This is a genomic window from Pseudosulfitobacter sp. DSM 107133 (assembly GCF_022788695.1).
GTDB lineage: Bacteria > Pseudomonadota > Alphaproteobacteria > Rhodobacterales > Rhodobacteraceae > Pseudosulfitobacter.
On record NZ_CP085158.1, the window covers coordinates 1 to 14,915 of the forward strand.

Sequence of the window (14,915 nt, forward strand, 5' to 3'; positions counted from 1 at the left end):
ATGAGCGGTAGTTTAGAACAGTTTTTGACGGATCTGTCACGTGGGCTTGAGCGCACGATGGTGGCAGTGAACAAGGAACTCACCTTGCGTCAGCGCATCAAGCGAACCTGGTCCATGCGCCAGTGCGCTAGGTTTCTCAATGTGAGTATTCAGTATCTGACCAAGTTCGCCAATTCGAGCGATGACTTTCCCGCAGGAGAATATGTTGGAAGAGAGCGTGTTTTCACGCTTTCAGAATTGATGCACATGCGGGCCCTTCTGGCAGCCTCGGCAAAGCGGCCGTACGACTACCTGGCCTGGCGGAAGCCTGACGCACCTTTGCCCGTCATCTCGTTTGCAAGCCAGAAAGGCGGGACCGCCAAAAGTCTGAGCGCCGCGCATTTTGCCCAGTATCTCAGCTTGCACTACGGCATGCGTGTCGGTGTTATGGATGCTGACCCGCAAAGTACAATAACGCTCTACTTCGTTGGGGGAGAGGGCCTTCCCCAAATGCCCGACGAAAACACCGCCTCCATGGTGGACTTTGCTGGACTCTTTCAGTCGGAAGACGCGCCATATACCGACCACGATGCGCAAACGCTCGATAGCTTCCTTCTCAAGACCTCCTGGCCAGGCCTGCGTCTGCTTCCAGCTCACGGCGAAACGTCCGAGGGTGAGATCCAGATTGCGCGGCTTGTCCGCGAAGCCCCCGCCGGAAAGAGCTTTTACCGCTACCTACGCGATGCCATCGACCGCTGGAAAGCGGGCCACCCACCGAAAACGCTACCCAACGAATTGGTAGTCGACGGCAAGGTCGACCAGGAGCGGCTCGACACCGCACTAGCGGAGACGCTGGATGTCATCATCATCGACTATCAACCCGCGCTAACACTGTTCCAGTTGAATAACGTGATTGCGTCTACTTCGCTGGTCATACCGCAAACCATGAAGGGGTTCGACATTGCGACGTTGTCGACCTTTGTGACTGGCCTGCTTGGGATGCTTCAGCACATCCTGGCCCATGAAAGGATCGAGATCGGAACCGGTGCGAACATGCTGTTGCCAACGATCGTTCAACGGTCCAATGCGCAGGATCTTAACCACATCGGAAACCTGCTAGAACATTGCCCCACGGAGATTCTGCCCGTGTTTTATTTGCGTTCCGACGCGATCTCGAACGCTTCGGACGTCTATCAGTCCGTATACGAATACGAGCCAGACACGCCGGGAAAGCGCAAGGGGATCAACCGGTTCATCACGAATGCCGACGCCGTGAACGACGCCATAGTATCGCGACTCTGGCCAGGACTCGAACGTGGCTACGCCAATACTTGGATGGACGAATTCTATGAAGATGACGGCGAGGGTGAAGCATGAAACGCAGTATTCCAAGGTCGCTGGTCAGCAAGGCTACCAATCTCGATACAAACAAGGAACGTGCGAGCGGCTCCGAAGGCAGGACAGAATCGAGTGATGCTGTTTCGACTCCTTTCAAGGGGGCCGGCAGTGCCTGGAAATCAGGAGCGCTTGCGCAGTCGCAAGCTGCAGTAGAGCGAAGCAGAGCCGAGCTTTGTTTGGATATCCTCAACGGTCGCCATGAGATAAGCCTGTCGCCAGATCAAATCTCCGATCCAATGGGAACCGACCGCCGACAAGACTGGATGTCCCAGGAAGCCTTCAGGTCTTTGGTAAACAGCATCGCTTCGAACGGGCAGGACACGCCCATTCTAGTGTGGCCGGAGGATCCGGATTGGCAGCCGGATCCGTTGGACCCGTCGAATATCGCGGGGGTTCCATTCGTGATGCTGACAGGACGCCGCCGACTGGCTGCCGCGTCAGAGCTCGGTGTACCCCTTCGTGCAATACTTGCTCCGCCTGACGCGCGAAACGCTGAGAACAGCAAGTTTGAAATGTTGTTTCTGCGGTTTCGCGAGAATGAGGAGCGCGAGAATCTCAGCCCTTTTGAGCGATTGGTTTCGATTGGTGAAATGTATGAGACGCTGGCTTCTGGCGAAGAGAAACTGACAGCTGTGGCCTTCGCCAAGAAAATTGGTGTGCATGAGAGCCTAGTCTCGCGAGCACGGTCCGTTTTCGCTGCGCAGGATCAAATCTTGAACACGTTCAAGAACGTCTACGACATGAGCTTTCGCGATTTACAGGGTGCTTTAGCGAGCTTGGAGAGAACGAACAAAGCCAAGCCAAAACCAAAGACAAAGCCCCAAAAACTCACCGTAAAGCGCAAGGTGGGCAACCGAAATCTTTCGGTCACTTCCGTCGATGGAAACCTATCAATCAAGGTTGCAGGAGTGCCGATTGACCAAGAGCGTCTCGAAAAGCTTGGAGACTTAGTCGCAAGCTATTTGAACGTCGAAGACGCGGAGAAGGATACCGACTGAAGACAGCGTTGGTGAGATGTTCTTCGGAACGATGAGGCAAGGAGCAAAAAAGGAACGACAAGTGAATTAACGGCAAAAGAAAAGCCCCCAAGCGGTGTGGCCTGAGAGCTGATCTTAATGGTTTGGTCACCTTCAAGATAAATCTCACAGGATTCACTGTCAACGACGAACGCTTCTGAGCGAACGGCTTTCTTTTGCCTCCACACAACCGGAGGTGAGATACAGGCATGAAACATACAGGTTGGCGCAAGCCGACACCGGGTCTTGGGGTTGCTGAGCAGCTTGCCCAAGCCGGTGAACGGGTAGCAGTACCCAAGACGCGGGCATTTGTCGCGCTCAAGCGCGTTGGAGCGCATATCGGTCTGAAGGCCGGCGACATGATGCTCATCGATACACTGGGGGCCTTCACGCAGGCCCAGGACTGGGAGGAGGGGCAGCGCCCGATCGTCTGGGCCTCTAACGCCTATCTGATGGAACAGACCGGCTTCTCTCTGTCGGCACTGAAGCGTCATGCGCGGCGTCTGGCAGAGAACGGTGTGATCTCTTTCCAGGATAGCCCGAATGGCAAACGGTGGGGCCGCAGAGACGCTGAGGGGCGTATCGTCGAGGCCTACGGCTTCGATCTGTCGCCGCTTTCGGCTCGAGTCGAGGAGTTTGAAGAGCTGCAGGCCGAGTTGCAGGCCGAGCACGAGCTCTGCCAGCGCTTGAAGCGTCAGATCACGGTTGCGCGCCGGATGATCCGCGCGCGGATCGAGGCGGCGGTAAGCGGCGCGTTGCGCGGGCCCTGGACGCAATTCACGGGTCTCTTCGAGGAGCTTCTGGACCGACTTCCGCGCCGCCATCAAGCCTCTGAACAACTGGAGCGACTACTGGCGTGGTTCAAGGAACTTCAGGAACGAGTCGAGGTGGCCTATCTCAAGGCGACTGGTGCGATAAACCCTGTGGAAAACACCGACAAAAATGACGCCCAAGTTATGAAGAAGACTCAAGAAATGAACCCCAGGGAGGTCATTTCTGAACCTCATATACTAATTACAAATCAACTTATTCCTGTAATAAGTAATTCCTCTGAAAAAGAGGAAGCGGCGGATGTCGTGCCCAATGCACGACCCGAGGAGCGGGTTGATGGGGAACTGGAAGACTGGGTTGCAGAGGTGCGCAAGAAGCGAACCGCGCTTGACCTGCCAACAATCATGCAGGCCTGTCCAGAGTTCGCGTCCTGGGCGCGTAATATGGGCGGATTCCTGAAGGATTGGGGCGATCTGCATCGGGTTGCCGGGCAACTCAGGCCGATGATCGGGATTTCGGAGCATGCTTGGAACGTGGCTCAGGACCGAATGGGCACTCAGATGGCCACGGCTGCGTTTGCACTTGTGTTCGAGAAGCACAGCGCGGGCGAGGTTGCCTCACCAGGCGGATATCTGCGCGGCATGGTCGAGAAAGCCGGGGCAGGGGAGCTGCATCTTGAGCGTAGCTTTTATGGCAGGCTCAGCGGGCAAGCGGCGTAAGAGGGTAAGATTAAAAGATGTTACGCATCCGCAGATGTAGGCTGGGCTGTAGAAAAATATCTTGCCGGTCTGCTGAATCTGCTAACTATCTGCCAAGCAACGATAATTTAGCAACTTGTGCAAGATTTTGCCGATTCCCGTTGCCGATTTTGCGTCCCCAGATTCCTTTGCTGTTCCAAATCAATGGCTTCGACAAAAACGCAGGCATGGCGCGGTGTGGTGAGGATCCGCTGAAATTGGCCAGGACAGGGTCAATGCCCGAGAAAAGTAAAAGTGTCCTTCGGGTTTTGTGACTGACGGATGAGGGCCTTTGGGGTCCCTCGGATGGGTCCGGGCCGGGTTCCGGTCTGCCGTTCCTGATAGAGGGCATTCCGATGCAAACAGGTGTCCTGCGCGTGTTGCGCGCGACCGCTGCCTCGTGGTGGCGACACAAGGAACTACGCCGAACCGATCAGCTGGGGCTGGCGAAGCGGCTCGAAAACGAAACCGTCCTGTGTGATCTCAGCCATCTGAAGCAGGCGGCGTTATTGCCAAACGCACATGTGATCTGCGGAGAGGGCGGGACATTCATCCATCTCGGTTGGACCACCGTTTCGACCTTCGCGCCGATCGAGCGCTTTCCCTTGGCCACTCTTGCGGTCGCACGAGGGACCCCGTTCATCGATATCCGACCCGTCACCGATGTCATCGCCTTCGCGAACCTGCCGCGGGTGGCGCGGGACGGATCGGTCGACCCTGACTCTTCGGGTCCCGGCAAGTCCGTGTCGCTGACCACCTACATCGACATGGTCGAAGCCCTCGGTGCCAGGATCGCCAACGATCCGCGCCCCTGTCGGTCAACCTAGTCACCACTCCCTCTCACCAAAACTCGAAAAGGAGGCCAGCCATGGCCCGATCCCGCACGCCCAAATTCGATGCCTCCGAGGTCATCACAAACGAAATCATCCGTATCATTGAGCGCGGCGTCCTGCCGTGGCGCAAGCCATGGACCGCAGGTGGCAGCTCTCGTCCCCTGCGCGTGGGCGGAGAACCCTACCAGGGAGTGAACAACTTCCTGCTGACGATGCGGACCGTGATGGCGGGCCACAGCTCTCCCTTCTGGATGACGTTGCCGCAGGCCAATGCCTTGGACGCAAAGGTTCGCAAGGGCGAGAAGTCCTCTGTCGTCGTTTACTACGGTCAAAGCCGGAGGGACGCCGGCGGCGATGAGCATGACCGCAGCGACGCGGATGATCACTCCGAGGGAGCCCGTATCTTCCGCTTCCAGAAATCCTACCGCGTGTTCAATGCCTGCCAGATCGAGGGCTTGCCCGACAGCTTCTTCCCCGACCCGGAGCCCGTGCCCGAGCATCCGCCGTCAGAGCCCATCCCGCACATGCAGGCGTTTTTCGATGCCATCGACATCACAACCGTCTTCACGGGAACGGAAGCGTACTATCTGCCGCCCGTGGACAAGGTCTACATGCCGTCCATCACTCGGTTCCAGGACCCGCGCAATTTCTACGGGGTCTGGGTCCATGAGCTGGCCCATGCCACGAAAGCCCCGCATCGACTGAACCGCGATTTCGGGTTCTCGAAGTTTGGCAACACGTCCTATGCGCGCGAGGAGATCGTCGCGGAATTGACCTCGGTGTTCCTGGGTCAGACGCTCGGCTTCACGGCGCATACGCTCGAGATGAATGCCGCCTACCTCCACAACTGGTTGCGGGTCCTTCGGTCGGACAAGGGCGCGATCTTCCGGCACGCCGCGGACGCGCAGCGCGCCTGTGATTATCTGATCGCCAGATCGGAGGCAGGCAGGGCAGGGCGCAGTGCCGAGGCCGCCTGACCGCACGGAGAACGGAGACACCAATGTCACGTAAGGAACCCAAGACGCTGCGGGTGGCCTGCTTCAGCGACGGCCGCCGCAAGATCATCACCTTCAAACGCGGAGCTTATTGGTGGAGCCCGTCCGAGGGCGCTTATCCACTCTCGGCAGCGCTCGAGAGCATCAAGCACCAAGGCGGCTGGATCGAAACCATCCCCAACCCGAATTACAGACCCAAAGGGCTGTTCGGGTAGGGCGCCTTCGGCCTCGATTCATCCGCCAAGCGGAAAAGAAAAAGCGGGCTTTGAGAAGGGTGTTTCAAACCTCTCAAAGGAGATCCCCATGTCCATGAATGTTCAACCCCAGCCAGACCGTCCGGATCCGACCGTGATCGCGGTGCAGAACGACGCGTTTCGCAAACTTGCATGCCTTGGGGTGCCGCCCGCGCAACCCATCCAGGGCCGCATGCATGTCACCCGCTCGCTTATGGAGGCCGGCGATGGCTTCATGGCCGAGGCGGTCAAGGCAACCGGTGAGTTTGCCACATTCGAGCCTGAGAATGATCCCGAGGGCTGGCACGATTTCGGGGCGGTCGAGATCCGGGGAGAGACCGTGTTCTGGAAGATCGATCTCTATGAAGCAGACTCGGACTTCCGCTATGGGGCTGAGACCCCGGACAATCCCGCCACCACCGTGCGCGTGCTGACCATCATGCTGGCGCGCGACTGGTAAGGCAGGGGACTCCTCACCCTGACATCTGAGACGATGAAGGCCCGCTGACCTCTCAAAGGGAAAGTGGGCCTTTTGTCGTGGTGATCCCTGAAGCCGGGGATTGGTCACGCGCGTGAGCGCGCGGGCCACACCTCACCCTCCTGGAAGGATATCCCATGACCACAAGCTTTGCTCCCCTTACCGTCGCTATCGGCGATCTCGTCCCGCATCCCGCCAATGTGCGCAGCAACGCGCCGGAAACCTATGACCCCGAAAACATCGCCCATCTGAAAGCCAGCATCGCTGTGCTGGGTCTCCTGCAGCCGCTCCTGGTCCAGAAGCTCGACGGGAAATACGCTGTCCTCGCCGGTGGCCGGCGCCATGCCGCGCTGAAGGAGCTGATCGCAGACAAGGCCGCCAAGGGCTTCACGGCGAAGACCAAGGTGGACTGCCGCCTTGTCCCTGAGGAGTGCGACGTCACCACGGCGCTGTCGCTCGCCGAGAACATCACCCAGGCGCCGATGAACGCAATCGACGAGTTCGAGGCTTTCGCCCGGATGATGGAGGTCGACGGCCAGACGCCCGAGACCATCGCGAAGACATTCGGCACGACCGTCGCCGCCGTGAAAGGTCGGTTGCGCTATGGTCTGATCCACCCCGACATTCGCGCCGCGGCCCGGGCCAAGACGATCACGCTCGACACGATGAAGGCCTTTGCCGAGCACCCGAGCCAGGAGGTGCAGCGCGAGGTCTTTGAGGCTCTCACCAAGGAAGACAGCTACCTGCAGGCCTATACCGTCCGTCAGGCGCTCAAATCCCGCGGGGTGCAGGTTAGCGACGATATCGGGGCCTTCGTGCGCGAAGACTATGAGGCGCGTGGCGGCGCTGTCGCGGCCGATCTGCTGGAAGAGCATTCCGTGCTTGAGGATGCGGCTCTGGTCGAGACCATCCTGCTCGAGAAGCTCGGTGCCGCCGCCGCAGAGACCCGTATGAGGCTGGGCTTTGCCTGGGCCGATGCGATGGTGCGCTATGATTACGCGACCATGGCCGACTACGGCCGCGTCTATCCCGGCCCGATCGAGCCGGATGAGGCTGCCCAGAAGCGCATCGATGAGATCACCGCCGAGCTTGAGAAATTGCAGCTCGAGATGGAGGATGAGGGGCTCGAGGACGGTGCCTACAACGCGCTTTACGAGCGCGTGGACGCTCTGGAAGAGGAAGCGCGCGATCTGCAGGAGGCCTACAGCGCCGGGGACCTCGCACGGTCTGGGGTGATCGCCTCGTGGCAGGGTGGGCAGATCACGCTCCATGTTGGTCTCGTCCGCCCGGAAGACACCGTCAAAGAGGAGGGCGCACGCGGCTCCTCGGCTGGCCCGACCGGGGAAGAAGCCCCGGACGCCGGCGAAATCACTTATCTAGCTTCACTGGCCGAGGACCTCAAGACCGAGCGAGCCATGGCCCTTGGCGCCGCGATGGCGCTGCATCCCGAGGCCACGCTCGATCTGACCCTCTTCAAGCTGGTGAGCGACGTTCTGGCCAGCGGCATGAGCGTCACGCAGGCGATCAAGGTTGAGGCCCGCAAGGAATACCGGACCCACGCCAAGATGGACGAGATCGACGGGACCTCGCTCGAGCAGGTGGCGGCGGCGCATGATGCGCTTGACCTCTCGTGGCTCGATGACACCCGCGCGCCCGCCGATCAGTTCGCGGCGTTTCGCGCGCTGGAGACAGGGGAGAAGGCCAAGCTCGTCGCCTATGCCACGGCCAGCACGACGCAGTCCTGCTTCGCGCGGGACCGGCAGCGCGACAGCCTGATGCATGACTTCGAGATCGAGATCATGCCCGACATTCGAGCCCATTGGACGCCCAACGCGGCGCTGTTCAATCGCTTCAAGAAGGCCTGGCTCCTGAAAATCCTTGGCGAGGATCTGGGTCTCGCCCAGGAGGCAGTCACGCTGGCCTCTTCGAGCAAGAAGGAGATCGTCGCCTTCTGCGACAAGCTCTTCGCCGAACCCTTCGCCACACTCACGGACGCGCAGCGCGCTGCCGTGGCCGCCTGGTGCCCGCCGATGATGCAGACCGCCGGTATCGCCTTTGATGAGGCGGAGCCCGCTTCGGAAACCCCCGAGCCTGACAGCGAGGTCGCGCAAGCGGCTTGAGCCATCACGCGACCCGCGCGAGGCATTCCCCGCGCGGGTCGACCCCTCCCACACCCAACGGAAAGACATCCTCATGGCTATTCTCAAGTTCTCTGCCTCCGCAGTTGCGGCGCAGATCGCCCATGCGCGTGCCTGCAAAACCTTCCTGCCCAACTGGAACGGGCCCGTGGACAGGCCGGCCCTGATCCTCATCGTCGGCAATGGTGTGCATCTGCGCTCGAACGGCATCGATGGCACGACCACCCGCATCGTCACCACCGAACAGGCCGATCCCTCCTTTGCTTTCGCCGACGGCATGAACCCGTTTCGCGACACTGACTGGATGGCGCAGCGCCGCATGGCGTTTCGCGATCTGACCGGCCAGTTCTACACCGACATCCTCGACGATGTGCAGGTACTCATCGACCGGGGGCAGGGGGCCATCCGCCTCGCCACCGATGGCCACAGCATCCGCGTCTTCGTGCGCCGCGCCTCGGACTATCTCATCGGCGGGACCTACGAGGTGCCCTCGGGCCTCGGCGGCACCTTCCGGGTCATTCTCAAGGATGCCTGCGACACCTTCGCGATCGTGCAGAACTGCGGCAATTGCGAGGATTTCGACGCCATGCAGCCCTACCGCGTGCCTCTCGATGCGCTGATGGAACTCGATGATCGGAGGGCGGCATAGTGGGATGGCTTTTCTACACCGACCGCCGTATCAAATCCTACGCGGATGAGAAGGCGGAAATTACACGGCTCTGCACCTTCGAGGGCGACACGCGCAAAACTGAACTGGTCAAGGCCTGCAAGGTCGCCTCCACCTGGTATGCGGCGGCAAGGGTCACCAATCTCGACGGCACCGCTGTCGAAGACGCGACCTATATGACCGATGCGGATGGCTCCATCACGTTCGGGGCTGTCTTCCTCACCCGATACGATGACGGCTGCTGGGGCTACAAGGACATGGAGGAAAGCGCGGGACCGGTCGAACCCCGCGCGCCACTGAGCCTATTGGCCCTGCTGTCCGAGCTGAAAGACCCAGACAGCTATGCTCATGCCTGGCGCCAGCGCTGCCAGGACTGGGCTGCGATCCCGGACTACGAGGAAGGCGACAAGATCAAGCTCGCAGCACCTGTGACGCTCACCGATGGCAGTACCTGCCAGATTGTCACCGCGACCCACTACAGGCGCGGGAGGCAAAAGCGCCGCTGCTACCGCATCGAGGAAACTGGTGGGCTCGTACGCCTGTCGAAGGCCTCGCTTGCGGGCTCGGAGCTGCTCAGCTCCGCGAAAGGTGCGGCTAGCCCGGTGCTGGCGGAGTTCCTGGCGGGGCGAAATTAGGTCCTGCGCCGGACGGTTCATCGACCTGCCCGGCGACAGCAGATGCTGCGGCTTGTCTTGACAAGGCAATGCAAATGCATTACCTATCGCGGGCAGCAAAGAACCTTTTCTTCAGGAGACTGCCATGACAGCCCTCGCACAAGATGTCTCGAAACTCACGGATCGGTATCAGACGACCGTGCCGGCGGGTGTGCGCAAACAGCTCAAGCTGGGCAAGGGCGACCAGATTCGCTACTGCACCGAGCCGAGTGGCAGGGTCTATATCGAGCCCGTGCGCAGCGACGAGGAAGATCCCGTGCTCGGAGCCTTTCTCGATTTTGTCGAGGCCGATATCAAGGCGCATCCGGACCGCATTCGGGCGTTCGATGGGGCTTTGCATGACCGTCTGGCAGCACTGGTCGGAGACGTTGACGTCGATCTCGATGCGCCGCTATCGCTCGAGGATGAATGAGCGGCGATAGCGTGCCCGCCCAAGCGCCCCTTGTCGTAAACGGATGGTCGATTTATGCGCATCCGCTCTTTCTGGATCAGTTCGAAGGGCTGATTGAAGTGGTCGAGGCGCGTAAGGCACGCGATCCTAAGACCTGGCGCAAGAAAAACCCGACGAAACGGCTGGCCGCCATCTTCAAGCTGGTCACCGAGGCCATACCGGCAGATCCGGGTGCCGCCGCCTTCCGGCAAGGCGGCACACTCGGCGATCACCGCAAGCACTGGTTCCGGGCGAAATTCTTCCAGCAGTATCGGCTGTTCTATCGGTTCAACAGCGATGCGAAGGTCATCGTGGTGGCCTGGGTGAACGACGACAAGACCCTGCGCGCCTACGGCAGCAAGACGGATGCCTATGCGACGTTCAAAGGGATGTTGGAAGATAGCAATCCACCTGACAATTTCGACGTGCTCTTGAAAGAAGCTGCAGCGGCGGGCAAGCGGTTCGAAACTTCCCTTGAAGCGGTGCCCGATCGGTAAGTGCGGTCGAATGCCAGAGGGGGGTAGGTCACTTACATTTAGGCTGTCTATAAGGGGGGGTCTTCGTTACAATCTCCCGTCACCTTTGAGCCGAGTGAAATGGGCGATATTGGTGTGCAAGATGGCTGGTACGATGAAATTCTCAGAAGTCCCACCATATCCGTACACCTGCCGTTCGCTGCGTCGTGTACGAACTGGTAAGATGCGGACAAAGGGTGCATTCGCTGCGGATGCGCAGATGGCTGCTTCAGGTTTGGCGCACCGATAGGACATTGCAGCAGGTCGCGCCGGTTAGTCCGTATAGCTTTGGCAGGCATCAACTCCGTTGGCTGTCGAGGCAAGTAGCTGATCTGCATCACGGATGAGATCGGCGACCCGCCTGTCCGCCAGACGATACCGAACGAAGCGGCCTTTGCTGCGGCGACTGACCAGCCCGCATTCCAGCAGACAGCGCAGATGGTTCGAGACGTTGGGCTGACCCAAACCCGTATGCCCGACGATTTCCTGCACGTTGCGTTCGTCCGACACCAGCGCATCGAGGATCGTCAGACGGCTGGGATCGCTTAGGCCCCGGAAGAGCTTTGCCCGCAGTTCCAGTGTATCGGGTGCCGAAAGATCGTCTTGAATGTTTTGCGCTGTCATATCATTATCCACTGATACGTTAGCAGCGTACCTTTTCGCCCGCCACCACAAAAAGGATCGCACATGAGCCAGCCCGATAACAGCAAGTTGGCGACAGCCTCCTCCCCGATCCGAATGCGGGTGCAAGGCATGGACTGCGCGAAAGATGCCGCCGAGATCGAGCGCGCGGCCCGGTCTGCGGGCGTGGCCGAAGGCGACGTGAAAGTGTCCGCCGCCACCCACATCATGACATTGCGGATCGCGGACGGCGATCTGCCGAAAGTGCGGCCCGCGCTCGACGCGACCGGCTACGGTTTCGAGAAGATCGAGGACGGCGATACATCGTCCGATCCGGCCTACAAGGACCCGAGCTATCGCCGCGCGCTCTGGATCGTGGTCGCGCTCAATCTCGGATACGGCGTGGTCGAAATGTTCGGCGGGTTCCTGTCCGGTTCGCAGGCGCTGAAGGCAGACGCGCTCGATTTTCTGGGCGATGGTGCGATCACGTTTCTGGGCCTGCTCGCCATCGGCTGGAGCCTGACATGGCGGGCGCGGTCGGCGATGATCCAAGGCGTGTTTCTGGGCCTTCTGGGCCTTGGCGTTGTCGGCAGCACGCTCTGGCGTGTCCTCAACCAGACCACGCCAGAAGCCGGGTTGATGGGAGCCTTCGCGGTAGGTGCGCTGATCGTAAACATCCTCGCGGTGCTGCCGCTGCTAAAGCACCGCAAGGGTGATGCCAATATGCGAGCCGTCTGGCTGTTCTCTCGCAACGACGCCATCGGCAACCTCGCCGTGGTCATCGCCGCCGGGCTGGTCGCGTGGCTTGGCAGTGCATGGCCCGACCTGATCGTCGCGTTCGCGATCGCGGGGCTTTTCCTGCATTCGTCGTGGATGATCATCCGCGATGCCCGGAGTGACTTGGTGGAAGCTGACTAACTCCATCATGGTGCGACGCGCCGGACGAAAGCCGACATTCGCGCGCCCCGCAGCATCGGTGAGTCTGGGCTCCTAGCGGTCGATCGCCGCGCGCTGCCTCAATGTCGGCTCTATTGATCAACAAGTTCGGCGGTTTTGCTGCGTGGCTTTCTCTTTGTTGCTGAGGAAGGCGGACCGCGTTGACGGCCCGCCCTTGTTAATAGCTTTCGGGCCCGTCACCCTGAAAAGCAAAAGCGGGCTTTTTGTCCTTTGGAACTCAGACCCAGATCCAAAGGAAATCCCCATGACCAAGCCCAAACCGGCAAATCCGGCTCTCTCAATCTCCGACGCTAACCTCGCCTCTGCGCTGGCGCAGATCGGCACGGAGATCGATCACCAGCCCCTGCGCAGCTCAGCGCTGGCGCGCATTATGCGCGAGACGTTTCATGGCAGCGATGCCGGCGGTGCCTGGGACTGGCGCATGGCATATGACCTGATGCAAGCCGCTGCCGTCCAAATGCTGCTGCGTGGGAACAGCGAGGCAGGTGACATCGCCGCTGCAAAGCTGCTTGCCTCACGGCTGCTGACGGAAATGCGCCGGTCAGAGCAGCAGATCCGGCTGCAGCAGTTTTCCACGCCGTTGCCTTTCGCGGCAATGGTCGTGCGGGCGGCAGCCATTCGCAAGGGCGAGACTGTGCTGGAGCCCTCGGCTGGCACCGGTGCCCTAGCCGCTTTCGCCGCCCAGGCCGGTGCCGCGCTTATTCTCAACGAGATCGACCCCTTTCGCCAGCGCCTCCTGCGCGCGGTTTTCGGCGGCGAGGTGACGGGCCATGACGGCGAGCATATCGATGATCTGCTGCAGACGCCGGTTCTACCCGACGTCGTGGTGATGAACCCGCCCTTCGCCTCCTCGGTCGATCGCTCCCGAGACAAGCACATCGCCGCCAAGCATCTCATCGCTGCTGCAAAGCGCCTGGCACCCGGCGGGCGGCTTGTGGCGATCATGCCGCCGGGATTCACGCCCGAGCGCGATGCCGCGCATTGGTCCCGCGCCTGCGGTCTCCTGACGCCGAGATTGGCGCTGACGATGCCGGGGCAGGTCTACCGCAAGCTTGGCACCTCTGTCGAAACCCAGCTGATGATCTTCGACAAGGTGCAGGAGGGCGGCGAGATGATCCGCGCCATTGTGTGCGATCTGGATGAGGCCCTTCTTTTTGTCGACGTCGTGGCCGCGACCCGGACCGAGAGTCGCCCCGTACAACAGGCGGCGGTGATCCCTCACGGGCCGCCGACCGTTCCATCATCTGCCCCGCGCAAGACCGCCGCTTCGCCTGTTGCCGCCTCCAAACCCCGGGCCAATGCCGTCCGTCCGCTCAGCTTCACAAGCTTTGAGACCCCGCGCGACAACACGCCGATCTCGGACATCTATGCGCGCTACCGGCCGCAGCGGATCGAGATTGCGGGTGCGCAGGAACATCCCACGCCGCTCGTTGAAAGCATCGCCATGGCCTCGGTTGCCCCGCCCATGCCCTCAAACATGGGCAGTGATGACTTGCGGCTGCCCGCACGGTTGATCGGGGAGGGACATCTCTCCGAGGCGCAGCTGGAAACCATCATCATGGCGCATGATGCCCATGGGCGCGATCTGCCCGGTCGGTTTACCATCGATGACGACCAGACCAAGCTGACGCGCGCCGATGATGACCCGGATGCACGTGCCTATCGCCTTGGCTATTTCCTCGGCGACGGCACCGGTTGCGGCAAGGGCCGCGAATGCGCGGGGCTCATTCTCGTGAACTGGCTTTCCGGGCGCAGGAAGGCGATCTGGGTCTCCAAATCCGCTACGCTCATCGAGGACGCCATCCGCGACTGGACCGATCTCGGCGGCTCGCCAGCCGACATCCAGCCGCTTTCCAAATGGAAATCGGACCAGCCGGTCCCGATGGGCGACGGTATCCTCTTCGTCACCTACGCCACGCTGCGGTCCGCGGGCAAATGCGGCACCACGCGACTGAGCCAGATCCTCGAATGGATGGGCGCGGAGTTCGAAGGCGTGCTGGCCTTTGATGAGGCCCATGCCATGCAGAACGCAGCAGGGTCCGAGCAGGGCAGGGGGGTCAAACCCTCCCAGCAGGGCCTTGCTGGCCTGCGGCTGCAACTGGCAGCACCCCGCGCCCGCGTCTTCTACATCTCGGCCACGGGTGCCACGAGCGTGCACAATCTCGCCTATGCCGCGCGGCTGGGGCTCTGGGGGCAGGGCCCCGAATACCCCTTCCCAAGCCGCGAGAGTTTCGTTTCTGCGATGGAAGCCGGCGGCGTGGCTGCCATGGAGGTGGTCGCGCGTGATCTTAAGACGCTCGGCCTCTACACGGCGCGCGCCCTCAGCTTTGATGGCGTGGAGTATGACGTGCTCGAACACGCGCTCACCCCGGCCCAGATCGAGATCTACGACGCATACGCGGGTGCGTTTCGGACGTTATGCGCAGCTGCGCATAACGTCCGTAATCGCGAGGACGCGATAATGCGAAGGAAC

General features: G+C 60.8%; 14 protein-coding genes and 1 pseudogene. 14 read left to right on the plus strand and 1 reads right to left on the minus strand.

Annotation, left to right across the window (positions count from 1 at the left end):
• The 12 genes from DSM107133_RS21925 (at nucleotide 1) to DSM107133_RS21980 (ending at nucleotide 10,846) form a co-directional block, all read left to right on the plus strand.
• Nucleotides 1-1,356, plus strand: coding sequence for an AAA family ATPase (locus tag DSM107133_RS21925; RefSeq protein ID WP_205387892.1), 1,356 nt, complete (start codon nucleotides 1-3; stop codon nucleotides 1,354-1,356).
• Complete coding sequence (locus DSM107133_RS21930; protein WP_092765122.1) at nucleotides 1,353-2,375, plus strand: ParB N-terminal domain-containing protein; 1,023 nt, start codon at nucleotides 1,353-1,355, stop codon at nucleotides 2,373-2,375. Before DSM107133_RS21925 ends, DSM107133_RS21930 begins: the two co-directional genes overlap by 4 nt.
• Nucleotides 2,376-2,602: 227 nt before the next feature.
• Nucleotides 2,603-3,883, plus strand: a complete 1,281-nt coding sequence (gene repC / locus DSM107133_RS21935) for a plasmid replication protein RepC (RefSeq protein ID WP_114295080.1) — start codon at nucleotides 2,603-2,605, stop codon at nucleotides 3,881-3,883.
• Between the two features lie 374 nt (nucleotides 3,884-4,257).
• On the plus strand, nucleotides 4,258-4,728 hold the full coding sequence (locus tag DSM107133_RS21940) for a hypothetical protein (protein WP_114295081.1): 471 nt from the start codon (nucleotides 4,258-4,260) through the stop codon (nucleotides 4,726-4,728).
• Nucleotides 4,729-4,769: 41 nt separating this feature from the next.
• Entirely contained in the window at nucleotides 4,770-5,711 is a 942-nt protein-coding gene (locus DSM107133_RS21945) for a zincin-like metallopeptidase domain-containing protein (protein WP_114295082.1), read from the plus strand.
• 23 nt (nucleotides 5,712-5,734) lie between these two features.
• Nucleotides 5,735-5,944 (plus strand): DUF6330 family protein, encoded by a 210-nt coding sequence (locus tag DSM107133_RS21950; protein WP_114295083.1) that lies wholly within the window; start codon nucleotides 5,735-5,737, stop codon nucleotides 5,942-5,944.
• 88 nt (nucleotides 5,945-6,032) lie between these two features.
• Nucleotides 6,033-6,422: a DUF3768 domain-containing protein gene (locus tag DSM107133_RS21955; protein ID WP_114295084.1), complete on the plus strand. Its 390-nt coding sequence runs from the start codon at nucleotides 6,033-6,035 to the stop codon at nucleotides 6,420-6,422.
• A gap of 155 nt (nucleotides 6,423-6,577) precedes the next feature.
• The gene (locus tag DSM107133_RS21960) at nucleotides 6,578-8,560 is read left to right on the plus strand and encodes a ParB/RepB/Spo0J family partition protein (protein ID WP_114295085.1); all 1,983 of its coding nucleotides are present in this window, start codon (nucleotides 6,578-6,580) and stop codon (nucleotides 8,558-8,560) included.
• Nucleotides 8,561-8,633: 73 nt separating this feature from the next.
• A complete protein-coding gene (locus tag DSM107133_RS21965; RefSeq protein ID WP_114865679.1) occupies nucleotides 8,634-9,227 on the plus strand; it encodes a regulator in 594 nt (197 codons plus the stop codon).
• Nucleotides 9,227-9,880: a hypothetical protein gene (locus tag DSM107133_RS21970; protein ID WP_114295087.1), complete on the plus strand. Its 654-nt coding sequence runs from the start codon at nucleotides 9,227-9,229 to the stop codon at nucleotides 9,878-9,880. Before DSM107133_RS21965 ends, DSM107133_RS21970 begins: the two co-directional genes overlap by 1 nt.
• Nucleotides 9,881-10,004: 124 nt before the next feature.
• Entirely contained in the window at nucleotides 10,005-10,331 is a 327-nt protein-coding gene (locus tag DSM107133_RS21975) for a type II toxin-antitoxin system PrlF family antitoxin (RefSeq protein WP_005668772.1), read from the plus strand.
• Complete coding sequence (locus DSM107133_RS21980) at nucleotides 10,328-10,846, plus strand: type II toxin-antitoxin system YhaV family toxin (protein WP_243253635.1); 519 nt, start codon at nucleotides 10,328-10,330, stop codon at nucleotides 10,844-10,846. Before DSM107133_RS21975 ends, DSM107133_RS21980 begins: the two co-directional genes overlap by 4 nt.
• 291 nt (nucleotides 10,847-11,137) lie before the next feature.
• On the opposite strand, the gene DSM107133_RS21985 is transcribed toward DSM107133_RS21980, so the two are convergent.
• Nucleotides 11,138-11,488, minus strand: coding sequence for a metalloregulator ArsR/SmtB family transcription factor (locus DSM107133_RS21985; protein WP_007803330.1), 351 nt, complete (start codon nucleotides 11,486-11,488; stop codon nucleotides 11,138-11,140).
• 63 nt (nucleotides 11,489-11,551) lie between these two features.
• On the opposite strand from DSM107133_RS21985, the gene DSM107133_RS21990 reads away from it, so the two are divergent.
• On the plus strand, nucleotides 11,552-12,403 hold the full coding sequence (locus DSM107133_RS21990) for a cation diffusion facilitator family transporter (protein ID WP_007803328.1): 852 nt from the start codon (nucleotides 11,552-11,554) through the stop codon (nucleotides 12,401-12,403).
• A 283-nt stretch (nucleotides 12,404-12,686) separates the two neighbouring features.
• Nucleotides 12,687-14,861: pseudogene (locus DSM107133_RS21995) on the plus strand (strawberry notch-like NTP hydrolase domain-containing protein); the annotation flags it as partial.
• Nucleotides 14,862-14,915 lie beyond the last annotated feature (54 nt).